The organism is Candidatus Kapaibacterium sp., from assembly GCA_023957315.1.
Lineage (GTDB): Bacteria > Bacteroidota > Ignavibacteria > Kapaibacteriales > UBA2268 > PGYU01.
Window position 1 is genome coordinate 134,857 of the sequence record JAMLHE010000008.1, and the last position, 14,847, is coordinate 149,703.

Annotated in this window: 12 protein-coding genes; 3 read left to right on the top strand and 9 right to left on the bottom strand. The window is 37.0% G+C overall.

Features of this window, described 5'->3' with window-relative positions:
- Positions 1–218: 218 nt before the first annotated feature.
- From M9949_10130 to M9949_10165, 8 genes are all read right to left on the bottom strand, one after another.
- A complete protein-coding gene (locus M9949_10130) occupies positions 219–2,843 on the bottom strand; it encodes a PAS domain-containing protein (protein MCO5251762.1) in 2,625 nt (874 codons plus the stop codon).
- Between the two features lie 525 nt (positions 2,844–3,368).
- Positions 3,369–3,956 carry a TlpA family protein disulfide reductase gene (locus M9949_10135; protein ID MCO5251763.1) on the bottom strand — a complete coding sequence of 196 codons (588 nt, stop codon included), beginning with the start codon at positions 3,954–3,956 and terminating at the stop codon, positions 3,369–3,371.
- Positions 3,957–4,020: 64 nt separating this feature from the next.
- Complete coding sequence (gene ccsA, locus M9949_10140; GenBank protein ID MCO5251764.1) at positions 4,021–6,321, bottom strand: cytochrome c biogenesis protein CcsA; 2,301 nt, start codon at positions 6,319–6,321, stop codon at positions 4,021–4,023.
- Between the two features lie 29 nt (positions 6,322–6,350).
- Entirely contained in the window at positions 6,351–6,752 is a 402-nt protein-coding gene (locus tag M9949_10145) for a cytochrome c maturation protein CcmE (protein ID MCO5251765.1), read from the bottom strand.
- Positions 6,753–6,837: 85 nt separating this feature from the next.
- A complete protein-coding gene (locus M9949_10150) occupies positions 6,838–6,981 on the bottom strand; it encodes a CcmD family protein (protein ID MCO5251766.1) in 144 nt (47 codons plus the stop codon).
- Between the two features lie 10 nt (positions 6,982–6,991).
- Positions 6,992–8,053 (bottom strand): cytochrome c biogenesis protein CcsA, encoded by a 1,062-nt coding sequence (gene ccsA / locus M9949_10155; protein ID MCO5251767.1) that lies wholly within the window; start codon positions 8,051–8,053, stop codon positions 6,992–6,994.
- Between the two features lie 63 nt (positions 8,054–8,116).
- Positions 8,117–8,554, bottom strand: coding sequence for an ATP-binding protein (locus M9949_10160; protein MCO5251768.1), 438 nt, complete (start codon positions 8,552–8,554; stop codon positions 8,117–8,119).
- The gene (locus M9949_10165) at positions 8,551–8,916 is read right to left on the bottom strand and encodes an STAS domain-containing protein (protein ID MCO5251769.1); all 366 of its coding nucleotides are present in this window, start codon (positions 8,914–8,916) and stop codon (positions 8,551–8,553) included. Before M9949_10165 ends, M9949_10160 begins: the two co-directional genes overlap by 4 nt.
- 226 nt (positions 8,917–9,142) lie before the next feature.
- Between M9949_10165 and M9949_10170 the strand changes: the two genes are divergently transcribed.
- Positions 9,143–10,666, top strand: coding sequence for an NAD(P)H-hydrate dehydratase (locus tag M9949_10170; protein MCO5251770.1), 1,524 nt, complete (start codon positions 9,143–9,145; stop codon positions 10,664–10,666).
- Positions 10,666–11,052, top strand: coding sequence for a VanZ family protein (locus M9949_10175; protein ID MCO5251771.1), 387 nt, complete (start codon positions 10,666–10,668; stop codon positions 11,050–11,052). Before M9949_10170 ends, M9949_10175 begins: the two co-directional genes overlap by 1 nt.
- Positions 11,053–11,062: 10 nt before the next feature.
- Here the strand turns inward: M9949_10175 and M9949_10180 are convergent, their stop codons facing one another.
- Complete coding sequence (locus M9949_10180) at positions 11,063–12,178, bottom strand: hypothetical protein (protein ID MCO5251772.1); 1,116 nt, start codon at positions 12,176–12,178, stop codon at positions 11,063–11,065.
- Positions 12,179–12,332: 154 nt separating this feature from the next.
- Between M9949_10180 and M9949_10185 the strand changes: the two genes are divergently transcribed.
- Complete coding sequence (locus M9949_10185; protein MCO5251773.1) at positions 12,333–14,744, top strand: DUF5686 and carboxypeptidase regulatory-like domain-containing protein; 2,412 nt, start codon at positions 12,333–12,335, stop codon at positions 14,742–14,744.
- Positions 14,745–14,847: the final 103 nt, after the last annotated feature.

Below are 14,847 nucleotides of genomic sequence, written 5' to 3' on the forward strand. Positions count from 1 at the left end.
CTCTTCGAGGTCGCACCGCAACGGGCATCAATGATATTCTATAATTCAAATCCACGAATAAATTCGTGGACTATGTTTATTTCTTTCTCCCTTTCCTTCGGAGAGGGTCGGGGTGAGGTTCTTTGGTTTTTGTCCTGAAATATGTTTACAACCTTTGGCACATTCATCTCAATCACAAAAATCATAAAAATCATAGTTCAGACTAAGCCGAAGGCACCTTACATTAAATTATTTTTACGAAGTAAATCTTTGGTTTTGTTTAGTTCAGCTTCCAAATGTTTAGCAAATGTTATGTCAATGAAGGTTATTACTAAACCGTCAATTCTGTCATCAAAATTTCTGTAAGGCATAATTCTTACAGTGTACCATTTATTATCGTTGGTTGCAATGTCCATTTCTTTGAATACCAGTGTTCGGAGAACTTCTTTAGAATGTTCTGCAATTTCGGGATACTGTAACTCCGAAACCATATCAGTAAAAGGTCGTCCAATATCAGTTGGTCTCAGTTTTATTAATTTAGTTAATTGGTCTGTAAAACGACGGATATTCAATTCTCTATCGAGGAATAATGTTGCAATATCAGTACTGTTGAGAAGATTTTTCATGTCATTATCTGCTTCAAGATAATCTGCTACACGGATTTGTAATTCGGCATTAACAGTTTGAAGCTCTTCGTTCAGACTTTGCATTTCCTCTTTTGATGAAGTTAATTCTTCGTTTGAGGATTGAAGTTCTTCATTTGAGGATTGAAGTTCCTCGTTCAAGGAGCTTAGTTCCTCGTTCGAAGTTTCCATTTCCTCTCTCAAGGTTTTCAAATCTTCATAAGCGCGGGCAAGTGCTATTTCTAACTCATTCAATGGTAGCAAAGCGTCTGTTTGCCCGGGTTTTAATTTAGTATAAATCGGTACTCTGTATTCAGGAACTTCTGAAAAAACCACAATAATATTATTTTTTAATAAATCAGGTTTTTCAATTTGTTGTACAATAACATCAACCATGTGATAATCTTTTTCAGAACCAACTTTTAAATCATAAATTAAAACAGGCTCATAATTTTGTTTCGCTTTTCGGATAGCTTCAGGTAGCTTGTGGCTCAAACCTTCCCGAGCCATTATGTAGATATTCATATTAGCTTTTCCGGCAGCAGGCTCTAAATACTTGCCGGTGCGACCTGTAATATAGATTATATCACCCGAACCACTAATCAGAACGCTTGCCGGTGCATATCTTTGCAGCAATAATTGCTCTGCAAGTGACTGGATACTATCCGGCATCATGTTTGCTTTTTTTTCATTCATCGGAATTCTTAATTTAGTTAAATAAGAGCTTGGAAAATCTGTAAATATTGATTCTATTTCATTATTAGAGCGTTTCAGCAATTTCAATTTTGTATCGATTGAGTCAAACATACCTTTTTTGGAACTATCACTTTCAGCAGTGCCGAGAATCATTAATCCACCGACATTTAAACTATAGTAAAATAATGACATAAGTTGCTTCTGTAAATCAGGCTCTATATATATAAACAAATTTCTGCATGATAGAATATCTAATTTTGTAAATGGAGGGTCATTGATTATATTATGGCTTGCAAAAACAACCATTTCTCGAATATTTGTGTTTATTCTATAGCCGTACTCATTACTTTTAAAATATTTGTCAATTCTATCTAATGAAACATTTGTTGCAATGTTCGAAGAATAATTTCCTTTTCGAGCGATATTTATTGCATCATTATCAATATCTGTAGCGAATATTTGCAAATATAGTTTCTTTTTATGTTTGATTTCTTGATATACTTCATCAAAAATAATAGCCAGAGAATATGCTTCTTCTCCGGTAGAGCAAGCCGGAACCCACGCTCTGAGAATATAACCATCAGGCAACTCATTGAGCATTTCAGGAAGAACGCTATTTTTAAGCTTATTCCATACTTCAGAATCTCTGAAAAAATTAGTAACTCCTATTAATAATTCTTTGAAAAGAATATTAATTTCACTCGGATTTTCCTGCAAAAACCTTACGTAATTGGCAATCTTATCAATCTTATGAACACCCATTCGCCGTTCAACTCTGCGGTACAGGGTATTCTTTTTATATTGGGAAAAATCATGACCTGTAGATGTGCGAAGCAAATGAACTATTTTCTCGATATTACTTTTATTGGCACCATCAAAGTCATTTTTGATAGCATTATTAGTATTAAAATTAATAAAATCTATCAGTTTGCCGGGTAATTCATTAGCCGTGCCTTGAATATCCACAACTACAGAATCAATTGCACTTCTGGGCATTGCATCAAAAACTGAAGTTGCAGGGTCTTGAACCAAAACAATACCATGCCTTTCCTTGATTGATTTTATACCCTGACTACCATCACTACCCATTCCGGATAGAATAACACCGATAGCGTTATTGAGTTGTTCGTCTGCAAGCGAATTGAAAAAGAAATCAATCGGCAATCTCAGCCCGCGTATTTCAATCGGCTCTAATAAACGCAGATGACCTTTTACGATTGACATGCTTTTATTGGGTGGAATTACATAGACATGATTGGGTAGTACTTTCATAAGGTCTTCAGCCTGAGTTACTTTCATATCAGTTGTGCGTTGAAGAATTTCAGGCAACATTCCGACATGATTGGGGTCGAGATGCTGGATGACAATAAATGCCATCCCTATACCGGGGGGAACATTAGAAAAAAATTGCTCAAGTGCTTCTAAGCCACCGGCTGAAGCACCAATGCCTACAACAGGAAAATTATTGAAAGCCGCTTTTTGGGGTCTTATTTGTTCATCAACAGTAACTGTACTATCTGATTTTTTGAAGCCCGACTTTTTCATAATTATACTGCTTTAAATATTCGAATGTCTCATAAACTCTTTAATTTATAAGTTATATTGTTGAAATCTGTTCAATTTGAATTAGAAATAGCTCAATTTTAACGAAATCAAATAAATTACTTTTTTTGATAGACAAATTAGCTTTAGATTTATTTCAAAGCCCGAAGGGCTTAAATGTGAATAACAGTATGTGAAACTTACTGGCAGTGTAATTAACTTAAGCACAAGGTCAAAGCCCGAAGGGCTTAAATGTGAATAACCGTATGTGAAACCTACGGGCAGTGTAATTAACTTAAGCACAAGGTCAAAGCCCGAAGGGCTTAAATGTGAATAACAGTATGTGAAACTTACGGATACGAAAGATAATTGGCTGCAAATGCTTTTCCCCGCATTTCATACGGGGTTATTGACATTCAAGCCCTTCGGGCTTTGGACTTCACATAGCTATTCTCCCCCACAAAATAAAAGTGGCTGCCCTTTGCGAAGGCAGCCACTTGAATATATTTTAAAGTAAAAAATCTTTGATTATGATTTCAATACTTTGTTTATAGATTTCATAAATTGTGCTTTGGCACGCATTCCAACGATTACTTCTTCAATTTTGCCGTCAGCACCAATTATGTATGTAGTCGGAACTGAACTAATGCCACCATATGCGTTAAAGAGTTCCTTGACTCCAATGAAATTTATGTAATTAATTCCTTGTGCTTTCGAAAAGCTTGTTACTTTTGTCATCGGGTCACGGTCTCTTTCCATAGCAATGCCGATTACCACAAAATCCTTGTTTCCCAATTCCTTTTGTATTTCAATTATATCGGGTATCTCTTTGCGACAAGGCGGACACCAAGTACCCCAAAAATTCAAAAATACAACTTTACCTTTGGTGAACTCTGAAAAAGTGGTTTCTTTTCCGTTGTGGGTAAACTTGAAGTTTACGGGTGTACCGGCTACGTTATTCGGAATCACAGAATTGATTGTCAAAACAATCGGGTCGCCTGCTTTGCTCGTAGCTTGGGCTTGAGTTGTGTTTGTATATGAAAACACTAATATGGCAGCCACCGCCACTAAGGCAAAGGGCAAGGCAAAAGTCTTTTTAAACTTAGTAACAGACATTAAATTCTCCTTAAATGATTACAATTGTACTTTTAAGACGATTACAAATGAAAACAATTACATATTACTCTTGAGTAATATTATTTTTCCTTCCTTTTGCCGTGTACTTCGAAATCGGTAGCAAAAATCCTACCACGATTAGAATAGTTCCGAGCCAAACAAGATTGATGAAAGGCTTGATTGTAACATCGAATGTGAAAATTTCCATTGGTTCAGGTTCAGGCATTCCTGCCTTTTTGAATACTAAGTGTGCTTTGGTATTTTGGACATCATTCATATCGCGAACGAGTCTAATCATGCTAATTTCAACTTCTGTATCGGGGATTTGATACCAATTTGGCTGCGATTCCCAAGTAGTTACGTCCAACATCGAATAAAGCGTGTCCGCTCGTGAACTTTCGTCAGCAAATTGAGTTTTCAAAATAGTTCCTATTACTGCAGTATTTCCTCTGACGCCTGATACTTGGTCAAAATCAAATCCTGTGATTGAAATTCTGAGACTCGAATCAATCGGCACTAATGTTGACTCGGCTTTACGGAGGTATGCTTCTGGTGAAGTATGTGCCGCTTCGACAGCTTTTGGAGCCAGATAAATATCTTTTTCGACTTTTACGAATACGCCGGGTTCTAAGAATGGTGATTTCCATTCATTAAAATCGCTCCAATAAATAATTGGTCCGACTACTTTTTCTTCATTGCCTTTTTTAATAGATACATTGTATCGGTATTTCTCTCTGTCTTTGAACTCTTGCTCGATTCTATTTTTCCCGATGAATGTGAAGTCATAACCGAAAGCAGATTTTGTCTGATTTTCAGTCAATCTAATTTGCTGAGTGGCTTCATACCCCCCACTTGCAACGGTACCTAAAATCAAGAATGCAACACCAAAGTGAGAAAGGTATGGACCAAGCTTTTTGGGATTTTTAGCGAGATTTCTAATCAAAAATTCGAGATTTGTGAGAAGTGAGAAAACTGCGGCAAATGTGAGCAAAATGAAATTAAAGCTGTCTAATCCCATGAATGCAAGCAATACTACGAGTAATGCTGAAGCTATAAATGGAAGTATGATTTTGCCGAATACATCTTTCAAATTGCCAATCATCCATTTTTGGTATAGTGAAAAACCGTTGATGAGAAGGAAAACAATTGCAAAGACAGTTCCGAATTTGTCATAGACCGATATTTCGATTGCTACTTTTTGTTGTCCGAATAATTCTGCAACTGCGGGCCAACTTGTTCCCATAATTACAATAGCAGCCATAGCTAAAATCAGTATCGAACCTAATGTCAAGGAATATTCTTTAGAGAAATCTTTGATAGTGGTTTTACTCAGATACTTATTAATATCTTTGAATCTATATGCGATATAGAAAATTCCAAGTCCTAAATAGGTGATTTGGAAAAATATCAACATGGTATATACGATTGCCCCGGGAGTAACGAATGAGTGAACTGAAGTATCACCTAAGATACCGCTGCGAGTCAAAAACGTTGCATAGACCACAAAAATGAAAGAGAGCATTCCCAGAATAAGATTCGTTTTGATTAATCCGCCGGTTCGACGCTGAACCATCAAGGTATGCACCAAAGCAACGGCTATCATCCATGGAATAAGTGATGAATTTTCGACCGGGTCCCAAGCCCAAAAACCACCCCAACCTAATGTTTCGTATGCCCAAAAACCACCGAGCATGATGCCCAAACCTAAGATGGCAGTTCCGGATAATGCCCACGGCATCAGAATGTCAATCCAAGTTTTGTATTCTTTTTTGATAAGAGCGGCTAATGCCAATACAAAAGGCACAGCCATCATCGAATAGCCAATAAATAGAATCGGCGGATGAATTGTAATCCAATAATTTTGCAAAATCGGATTGAGCCCTCGCCCGTTTGCCGGCATAAACCCGGCTTCGAGTCCTTCGCCTGAAAATGTTTCCCAAACATAATCGAATGGGCTTTTGAAGATTAAAATCAATGCAATATAGAAAATTATGGATGTGAAGAATCCCATTGCTAATGATTCATATCCATTATTCTTGGTACCGTTTATGAGAAACAGTCCGACGATAGCAAGAACAATCATCCATAGCATGAATGAGCCTTGTTGCCCAGAATAAAAAGAGGCAACCAAGAAGTAATTCTGCAGTTCGGTGGAAGAATACTCCCAAATATAAGTGAATTGGAAGTTGTGCCCCAAGATGTTGGCAAGCAGATAAATACTTGCTCCCACGATTCCTGCGGTCATCAAATAGTAAAATATCCTACCTAACTTGCGTAAGTGGTCTTTCTTGTAGGAAACTAAATAGAGAATAGTTGACAGTAAGCCAAAAAGCACTGTCAAAATGATTAAAATTTTACCAAACATATATTTTATCTCAGGAAATTTCTGAAAAATTAATTTTTATAAAGTTGTGTTCCTTCCAATTCTTCAAACTCGCCTTCGTATTTTGAAGGGCATTTTGTAAGAATGTTGGACGCATGAAAATCGTTACCTTCGAATTTACCTTTGATTACAACCATAGGAGCAACGTCGAAGTTATTTGGCTTTGAGCCTGTGCTTACCACTCGAGCTTTGTTGCCGAGTTCATCAACCATCGAGAAAGAAAAAGTATTAGCTTCGGAGTTGTACTCTTGTCCTTCGGTTTGGTCCCATGAACCAATAACTTGGACAACTTTTGCTTTGTCTTTAGCTTCGGGGAAACTTGCATATTCGATTTTAGAAGAATCGAAAGAGAATATAGCGAGTGCGGCAAATATTGCTACCGCAACGATTCCGATTATATATTTTGTTTTCATAATTTACCTTAATTTACAATATTACTACAATGTAATATAACACATTTTTTCCAACTAAACGCAGAAAATCGTACTGTCAATGCAACTATTCTTTGTTTGTTGCGATTTGTTTTTCCAATTTACTGACTTTTTTATCTAAAGAGAACATGTAAATACCTAAGCCGAACCATAGAATCAATGCGATTCCAAGTACTACAAAGAGCGAATTATCATGCAGAAATTGTTCCATATTAAAATCCTTAACTCAATTTATTCTTAATAATGTTCATTCTGACTAAAATATTGAACAGCCAGAAGTAAATGACTGTAAATGCAAACAAAGCCAACCCAAAGCCCCAAACTAAATTAGTATCCAAAGCACTTGGCTGTGCTGAAACAAGTGGTCCTGCATTGACATCATCGGCAGAGCCGGGATGCAAGCCGCTTGACATTCTTGGCAAAATAAAGACCAAAAAAGGCACTGTAACAAAGGATATGATTGAATAAACTGAGCTGAGTTTGGCTCTACGCTCCGGGTTATCAATCGCAGCTCTGAGAGCAAAAAATGCTGCATAAATCAATATCAATACAAATATAGACGTTTGACGAGGGTCCCAGTTCCAATATGTACCCCAATTATATTTTGCCCACAACATACCCGTTACAGTAGCCAATATTGCGAAAAGGTTGCCTAAGGCTGCAGCAGATGCAGTATTGATGTCCCATTTCAAATCGCCCGATTTCAAATATCGAATGGCATATATCATAGACATCAAATAAGCTATTACTGCTATCCAAGCCATTGGCACATGCAGATTCAAGATTTTGATTCGCTCGTCCAAATTGGGAACAAAAGGATAATCGAAAAGAGGATTGACATATTTAGTTTCGATAAATTTAATGGCATCGTTCTCTTTGTCGTACCCGGCTTTGATTACTAATTCTGAATCTTCGGAAAATCCATGTGGAAGTTCTTTAGAATGTATGACCAACTTGCGATTGAAATTCACTACCGAAGGGTCGGAAAGGTCAGCGGGTTTGTCGCCGAAATAGACAAACCATTTGCCTGATTGGGCGTCGAAGTAATGATTCTCGGTTTTATTAGTGATATGAAGGTTGAGGCTTTCGTAAAATCCCTCTTTGATATAGCGAGCAGTAGCAAGATTGCCGGATACAGGCGGTAGAATAGTCAGAATCAGAGCGAATGCGACCATCAGGATTGCGATAACTTTCCACCATAAAGCTTTGGGTTTAGTGTAACCACCAATTGCAGCGAATAGTGCCGCTAAGATTATAGCCCCAAACATTATAACAAATTTCATAAAACCTTTGTAAAATTTTACAAATACATCTCATACAAAATTACGAATATTTAATGATATTATTTAGTTTAAATGCTTCTTTAGGATTAAAGTATTGACAGGATTCTGTTCATTTGAAGGATAGTAAAGGATTTCGTCCATCACCATAAGCATGATTTTGATGCCAAGCCCTCCTCTTTTGAGCGTTTTGAAATACTCCTCCATATCGGTTTGAAGTACATTCAAAGGGTCAAAGGGTGTTGCATTGTCCAAAATTTTGATGATGAAGTCCTTATCTGATGAATCAATTTCAACGCAGAGTAGTTTTGAGGCATCTTTTCGGTAAGCGTGTTCAATCAAATTTGAGCAGGCTTCGTCCACCGCAAGCACTATTTTATTGCAATCGCCATCGCCGAAACCGAAGACTTCAGCTTTAGATTTGACAAAGTCACGAATACGCGAAAGTTCAACTGCGTCACCAGCCGTACAAATAGAGTTGTTATGTGAATTATCAGCTTTCATCTAAATTGATTATTCGCTAATTTCGCAATTCCGTCTTGCTCGTCAGCATCAATATCAAAAAGCATCGGGAAACCGAGCAAGTCAAAAACCGAGAAGACTTTATCCTTCATCGAAGTTAGTTTGATGTCGCCACCATTATTGCGTACATCTTCGATGTATGCCATGAATACACCCAAACCGGCACTGCTGATATAGTCCAACTCGCTAAAGTTGACCAAAATCTTATAGTCTCCATCATTAATTATTCGTTGGAAGGTCTCTTCGAGTTTTGGTGCTGTGTGAGCGTCAAGATAGCCATTCAGATACACACAATGTATATCTTCATTTTTTTTGGTCTGTATCTTCAATTTTTCATCAATCATCGGTTTCTCCTTTGAACATTATATTAAGCTTTAGACTCGCAAATCCAACAAATGTTATTAATCAATTACAAAAATTATACCGACATTTGGTTTAGCCTAAAGAAAAAAATCATCAATATTCAAAATCAAACGATTTCCCCTCATTATATCGTCATATCCATACAAGATATACGACTTTTTTAAAAGAAAGTTCCAAAATTTATGAGTCATTAAACGTCAAATAGGCATGGAAAATATTTTAACAATCGAGCAAACACGCAAAGCAGATGCTTACGCAATCGAAAGTCTGGGCATCAGCTCTCAGATTTTGATGGAAAATGCAGCACGCGCATCATTTGAAGTGATAAGAGAAAGAGTTTTAATAGAAGAAAGTATTGCAATATTTTGCGGTACAGGAAATAACGGTGGAGATGGTTTGGCTTTGGCGAGACATTTGCATGTGAATGGATTCGAATCAATCAAGATTTTCCTCTTTGGTTCGCCGGACAAGATGAGTGCCGAAACAAGAAGCAATTACGAAATAGTCCGAAAAATGCAAATTCCAATGTATGAAAATCTTGAGCATAGTTTCATATTTGATATGCTGAAAGAATCGGATGTCGTGATTGAATCATTAATAGGCGTTGGAGCTGATGAAAATCTTCGCGGCAATACTCCGGATTTGCTAAAACTTTTGAATTTTGCCGATGCAATGAAAATCGCAATTGATGTACCGGCAGGATTGAATGCCGATACGGGACGGGCACATATTGATGCTTTCAGTGCCGAAATCACTTTGACTATGTTTGCCTCAAAATTGGGAATGTATCTGCAAGATGGGCCCAATCATTGCGGTGAAATCATTGTTTGCAATCTCGGAGCACCTCTAAATTCACCTCACGCAGATGCTTATATGTGCTTGGATGATGAATCGGCAAGTGAAATTCTTGGCGTTCGTAATCAAAATAGTGACAAATTTGATTTTGGACGAGTCCTTGTCATTGCGGGTTCGGATTCAATGCCCGGAGCAGCTGCACTAACAGCAAATTCGGCGATTAAGTCAGGAGCAGGTCTCGTTGAGTTGCTCACGCCAAACATTCATCCGGCACTTTTGCCCGAAGTCATTGCATATAAATTGAAATCAAATTCTGACGGAACAATTTCGCCCGGAAACAAAGATTTAATCCTCAGTCGTTGCAAAAAGGCAAGTTCTATTGTAATTGGTCCCGGAATTGGAACGAATGATTCAACTTTGAAAATGCTGAATGAGATTATAGCTGAATTTCCTGAAACACCTATTGTGATAGATGCAGACGGATTGCGAATCATCAGCAATGACATTGAGTTAAATAATAATATAATACTTACGCCACACATATACGAATTTTCCAAATTGGCGAATCTGCCCGTTGAGGAGATTCAAAATGATATAATGAATATTGCTAAGAAATTTTCTCTCGAACAAAATTGTACGCTTCTTTTAAAGTCACACCCCACAATTATTACAAATGGTGATAGCACTATTTTGAATTTGGGGGGAAATTCGGGAATGGCAACTGCCGGTAGCGGTGACGTACTGAGCGGAATAATCGGCACTTTAGCGGCACAATCCGATGATTTGCTGCATTCGACTGCATTGGCGGCATATTTACATTCGAGAGCCGGAGATTTGTATTCAATGGAAAATGATGAATACACCCTTACAGCATCTTCGATTATTGATTATTTGCCGGGCTCTTTCAAATCTATTATAAGCACAGAAATAGAATAATGATAAATAAAAAACTGATTTTTACATTGCCGGTCGTCATGATGGCAATTGCAATTTTTGTGATGTCTTCGATACACCAAGTTCCCTTTGTTTCGGATGCAATCATGGGTCAAGACAAAATTTTACATCTTACTGCATATTTTATATTCGGAATATTGTTGCAATTTGCGGTTGTAGCTCAAAAACCAAATCTGACACTTAAAAAAACTTACTTCGCAGTAGCGATAATAGGAATTTTATATGCCTTGAGTGACGAACTCCACCAACACTTTGTACCCGGCAGAATGTGTGATTTTTGGGATGTCGCAGCGGATGCAATCGGAATCTTATTGAGCCTGTTGTTATTGCCCAAAATCAAGAAGTTCGTTGAGAGTAAATTGTCATAATGTCAAAATATTACTTTTGAACTTCAACTTCTTTAGCTGTGAGCTTTATTTTCAATTTTCCATTTCTATCAGCGACAAAAGAATGCCGTCCTATTAAGTATTTTTTAGTGTTATCATTTTCAGAAACAAATTTTCTGGCAATGATTTCACCACTATCACCATACATAAATTTTCCAAGTACAGAACCATCATGAGCTACTCGATAATATTCTGCAAGTTCGGGTACCCATTTCCAATCAATCTCAAATTTTCCATCTTTATCAGTTTTAACAATATGGAGAGGAATTTCGCAATTAGATTCCATAAATATAAAATCAAGAATCATTCCGATAGATATTGTAGTATCTGTAGTAATTAGATTAGCCATGAAAACACCCGGGCGAAGTATAGTGAAATTATTATTTGCTTCGTCAAGATATGGATGCCATTCATACATATGATTTCCGCTCGGAGCGTGCATTTTCAAATCATAATATTGGTTTCCTGTACTTTTTTCAACAATATTGAACTTGATTTCAGTTGATTTGGGCAATTTGTATATTATAGATGTTGAATTGGTAAAGGGATTAGGTAGATTTGCTTTCATTTCAATAAGAGCTTCAAAATTTACCATTAAAACTTCGTCAGTTTCTACTGAACTTCCATCCTTATCAATAATCTTTAATTTATAAAAGTAAGAATTATTGAGAACTATATTTTCATCTGTCACAGAATAAGAAGAGGGTGTCGAACTTGTCCCTTTTGCTTGAACAGTTGCAATTTTCGTATAAACATCGGGCTTGTTATCTTTCATTACGGCACGCATGACTTCAAAACGGTCGCAATTTTGCTCACTTGAAGTAGCCCATTCCAATTCAACATGTCCATCCTTCCTGTTTGCAGTAAAATACTGAAGTTCGACAACTTGAAGCATAGGTGGCTTTGGAGCATCGCTAAATGCAATCTTGCCAATTACTGCTTTTGAGATTCTATCAGGAATCAAACAAATCTCAGCATCAGCTAAGGGATTACCGTCAGCATCTACGAAAGTACCATAAATCATAGGTTTAGTGGTAGGTTCTGTAGTGGAATCACATGAAATAACAAATAAAACACAAATTACTATCAAGGATAAGAACATTTTCACTGTTAGGTCTCCTATTTATTTTCAACAAAACAAATATTGCTTTCTTTCAAAACTAATCATAAAATCTGAAACAAACAATAGTCTGAACTATTATTGCAACTAATTTATACACCATCCGTAATATGAATTATTTAGAAATGAAAACGAGAATAGAATGAAAATTGTAACTTTGATCATTGCTACCATTTTGTTTAATATTTCGACTATTTACTCTGCCGAGGTTTTTGTTGTTGAAGGGAATGTCATTGATGCCACGAACGGCAAGGCTGTTCCCGGGGCGAGCATCAGAATTGAAGGAACAAACCGAGGTACTTACTCATCATCTAAAGGATTTTTCAGACTAAGTGTAAACAAAGGCGAAACACTGCTTGTGCGGTCCTTGGGCTATAGCTCAGACTCGTTGATAGTTAAAGTTAAGCCGGAGAAATTGGAATTCAAACTCAAACCTGTTCCGGTGGTTACCGGAAATGTGAATGTAACGGCTGCGATTACTCCAGAACAAATAATAGAAAGGGCTGTGAAGAAACGGAATGAAAATGTGCAAAAGCTACGCACTTTTTCGGGTGAGCTATACTCAAAATTAGTAATGGAACTTGATGGTTCTCTGCTTTCAATTAATACAAGTGAAGATGGAAAAGTGTCTATGGGTGCATCAGTTGGTATAGGTGGAAGTGAAGAGCCTTCGGACAGTAAAAAATATATAATTATGGAAACATTTTCAACAGTTCAAAAGGATTATGAGAAAAATATTAGCGAAGCGACTATAAATAAACGCCGCCAAACTGCAAATATTCCATCTGAACAGAATATTATGGCAATCACTCAGTTTGTTAGTTTTTACGATGATGATATTACTTTTCTGAAAACGACAATGCCTTCTCCCATTGGTACTTCTGCCCTATCTGATTATAATTTCACATTAAAAGATAGAATTAACCAAAATGATAGATATATTTATGTATTAAATGTTGAGCCGAAGTCAGATATTTACCCTCGGTTTGAAGGTGAAATTCGAATAGTGGAAGAAACATATAATATCGTAGAACTTGAACTTAGCCCAAGTTCTACAACCGCAATTCCATTTTTTCAAAACCTTGTAATAAAACAAAAGTACAGCGAATCTGAAGAAAAAGTCTGGTATCCGGCATTTCTTGAGGTAAGTGCTAAAGCCAAAGTTGATGTTGTCAAAGGAATATTAGGTTTCTCGACGGATGTAAAAGCAACAAGTATTTTTAGTGATGCAAAAATAAATGTAGTCCTGCCGGATTCTTTTTATACAAAAGATATGAGCAAGCGTAGCATAAGGATTTCTTCGCTTGCTGATACACGAGACTCCTTATTCTGGGAGCAAAATTCGATGCGTGAATTGTCCGATAGAGAAATTGAGATTTATGCGAAAGTTGAAAGTGCCGTAGCGCTTGATTCTGTTCAAACCGCTCAAACCCAAAGCAATGTCAATTTTAGCTGGATGATACCTTATATAGATTTCAACAGGGTTTCTTCTGTTTCTTTGGGATTGAAACCAAGTTTGGAAGCATATGGATTTAATTTAAATACTTTGGGTTATTTTAGTTTTGGGCTGCAGGATGTTTTTGGGAGCGTTCAGTTGGAATTGCCACCTTTAAAAATGGCAGGTGCGGATTTCATATTTAGTGGTAAAGTTTTTTCAGTTCAGGACGAGTTCGGGCATTCCATAGGTCAGTATCCCCGACTTTTCAATACTGCAGCGGCTGCATTCGTTCATGAGGATTATAACGACTATTATCAAAACGATGGATTTGGATTAGGGTTGGATATAAGTTCCAAAAATCTTAAATTCGCTTTAAGTGCGGAATTTTCAAGAAATTTTTCACTTGATAAAACTACAAATGCATCTCTTTTTGAGGATTATGAATGGCGAAATCATCCAAAAGCAATTGATGGTGATTATCGAATCTTGCGCTCAATCATTGCTTATGGTAAAATTATTCCAATTATGCTTCCTGAAACGATTGATGCCGAAATCAATATTGATGCTTTCGGAGGTCAGGAAACGAAAACTGAAACAGATTTTGGTGGTATTAGTGGCAGATTCATTGTTTCAATTCCGACATTTCAGACAGGATATGGAGCGATGAAACTCATGTTGTCACTTTCAGGTGGTATAGCAACAGACGATACTCCGGTCCAATACCAACACCGCATGGCTACGAGGCTATTTATTTTGAACAATGTGGGTAATTTCTATACAGCACCACTTGGGTTTTATGGCGGAAATAAATATTATTCGGTTCAAGCACTTTATAATTTATCTGATATTTGGTGGCGATGGATTGGACTTCCAACATATGAAGGCAGAGGTCCTGAACTAACAATCGGTGGCACATATGGCGAATATTACAACAATTCAAATTCATTTTACCGAGAAACTGGTTCAGCCGGTTATTCTGAAGCAGGTTTTGGATTATCTCGCATACCAACATTTTTTAGCAATGTACTTTATTGGTCATTTGATGTTCGGTTTGGCATTGGTCCAAACGCCAAGGGTAGAACCGGCGGTGCCTTATCGGTAACTGCACCGTTTTAATATGAAGTCTGAACTATGATTTATGTGAATTAGAAGCTCTTAAATTCTTTTATTCATCCGATGACTTGCGCTTTTTAGATGAATTGGTTTAAATGAAGCTGTG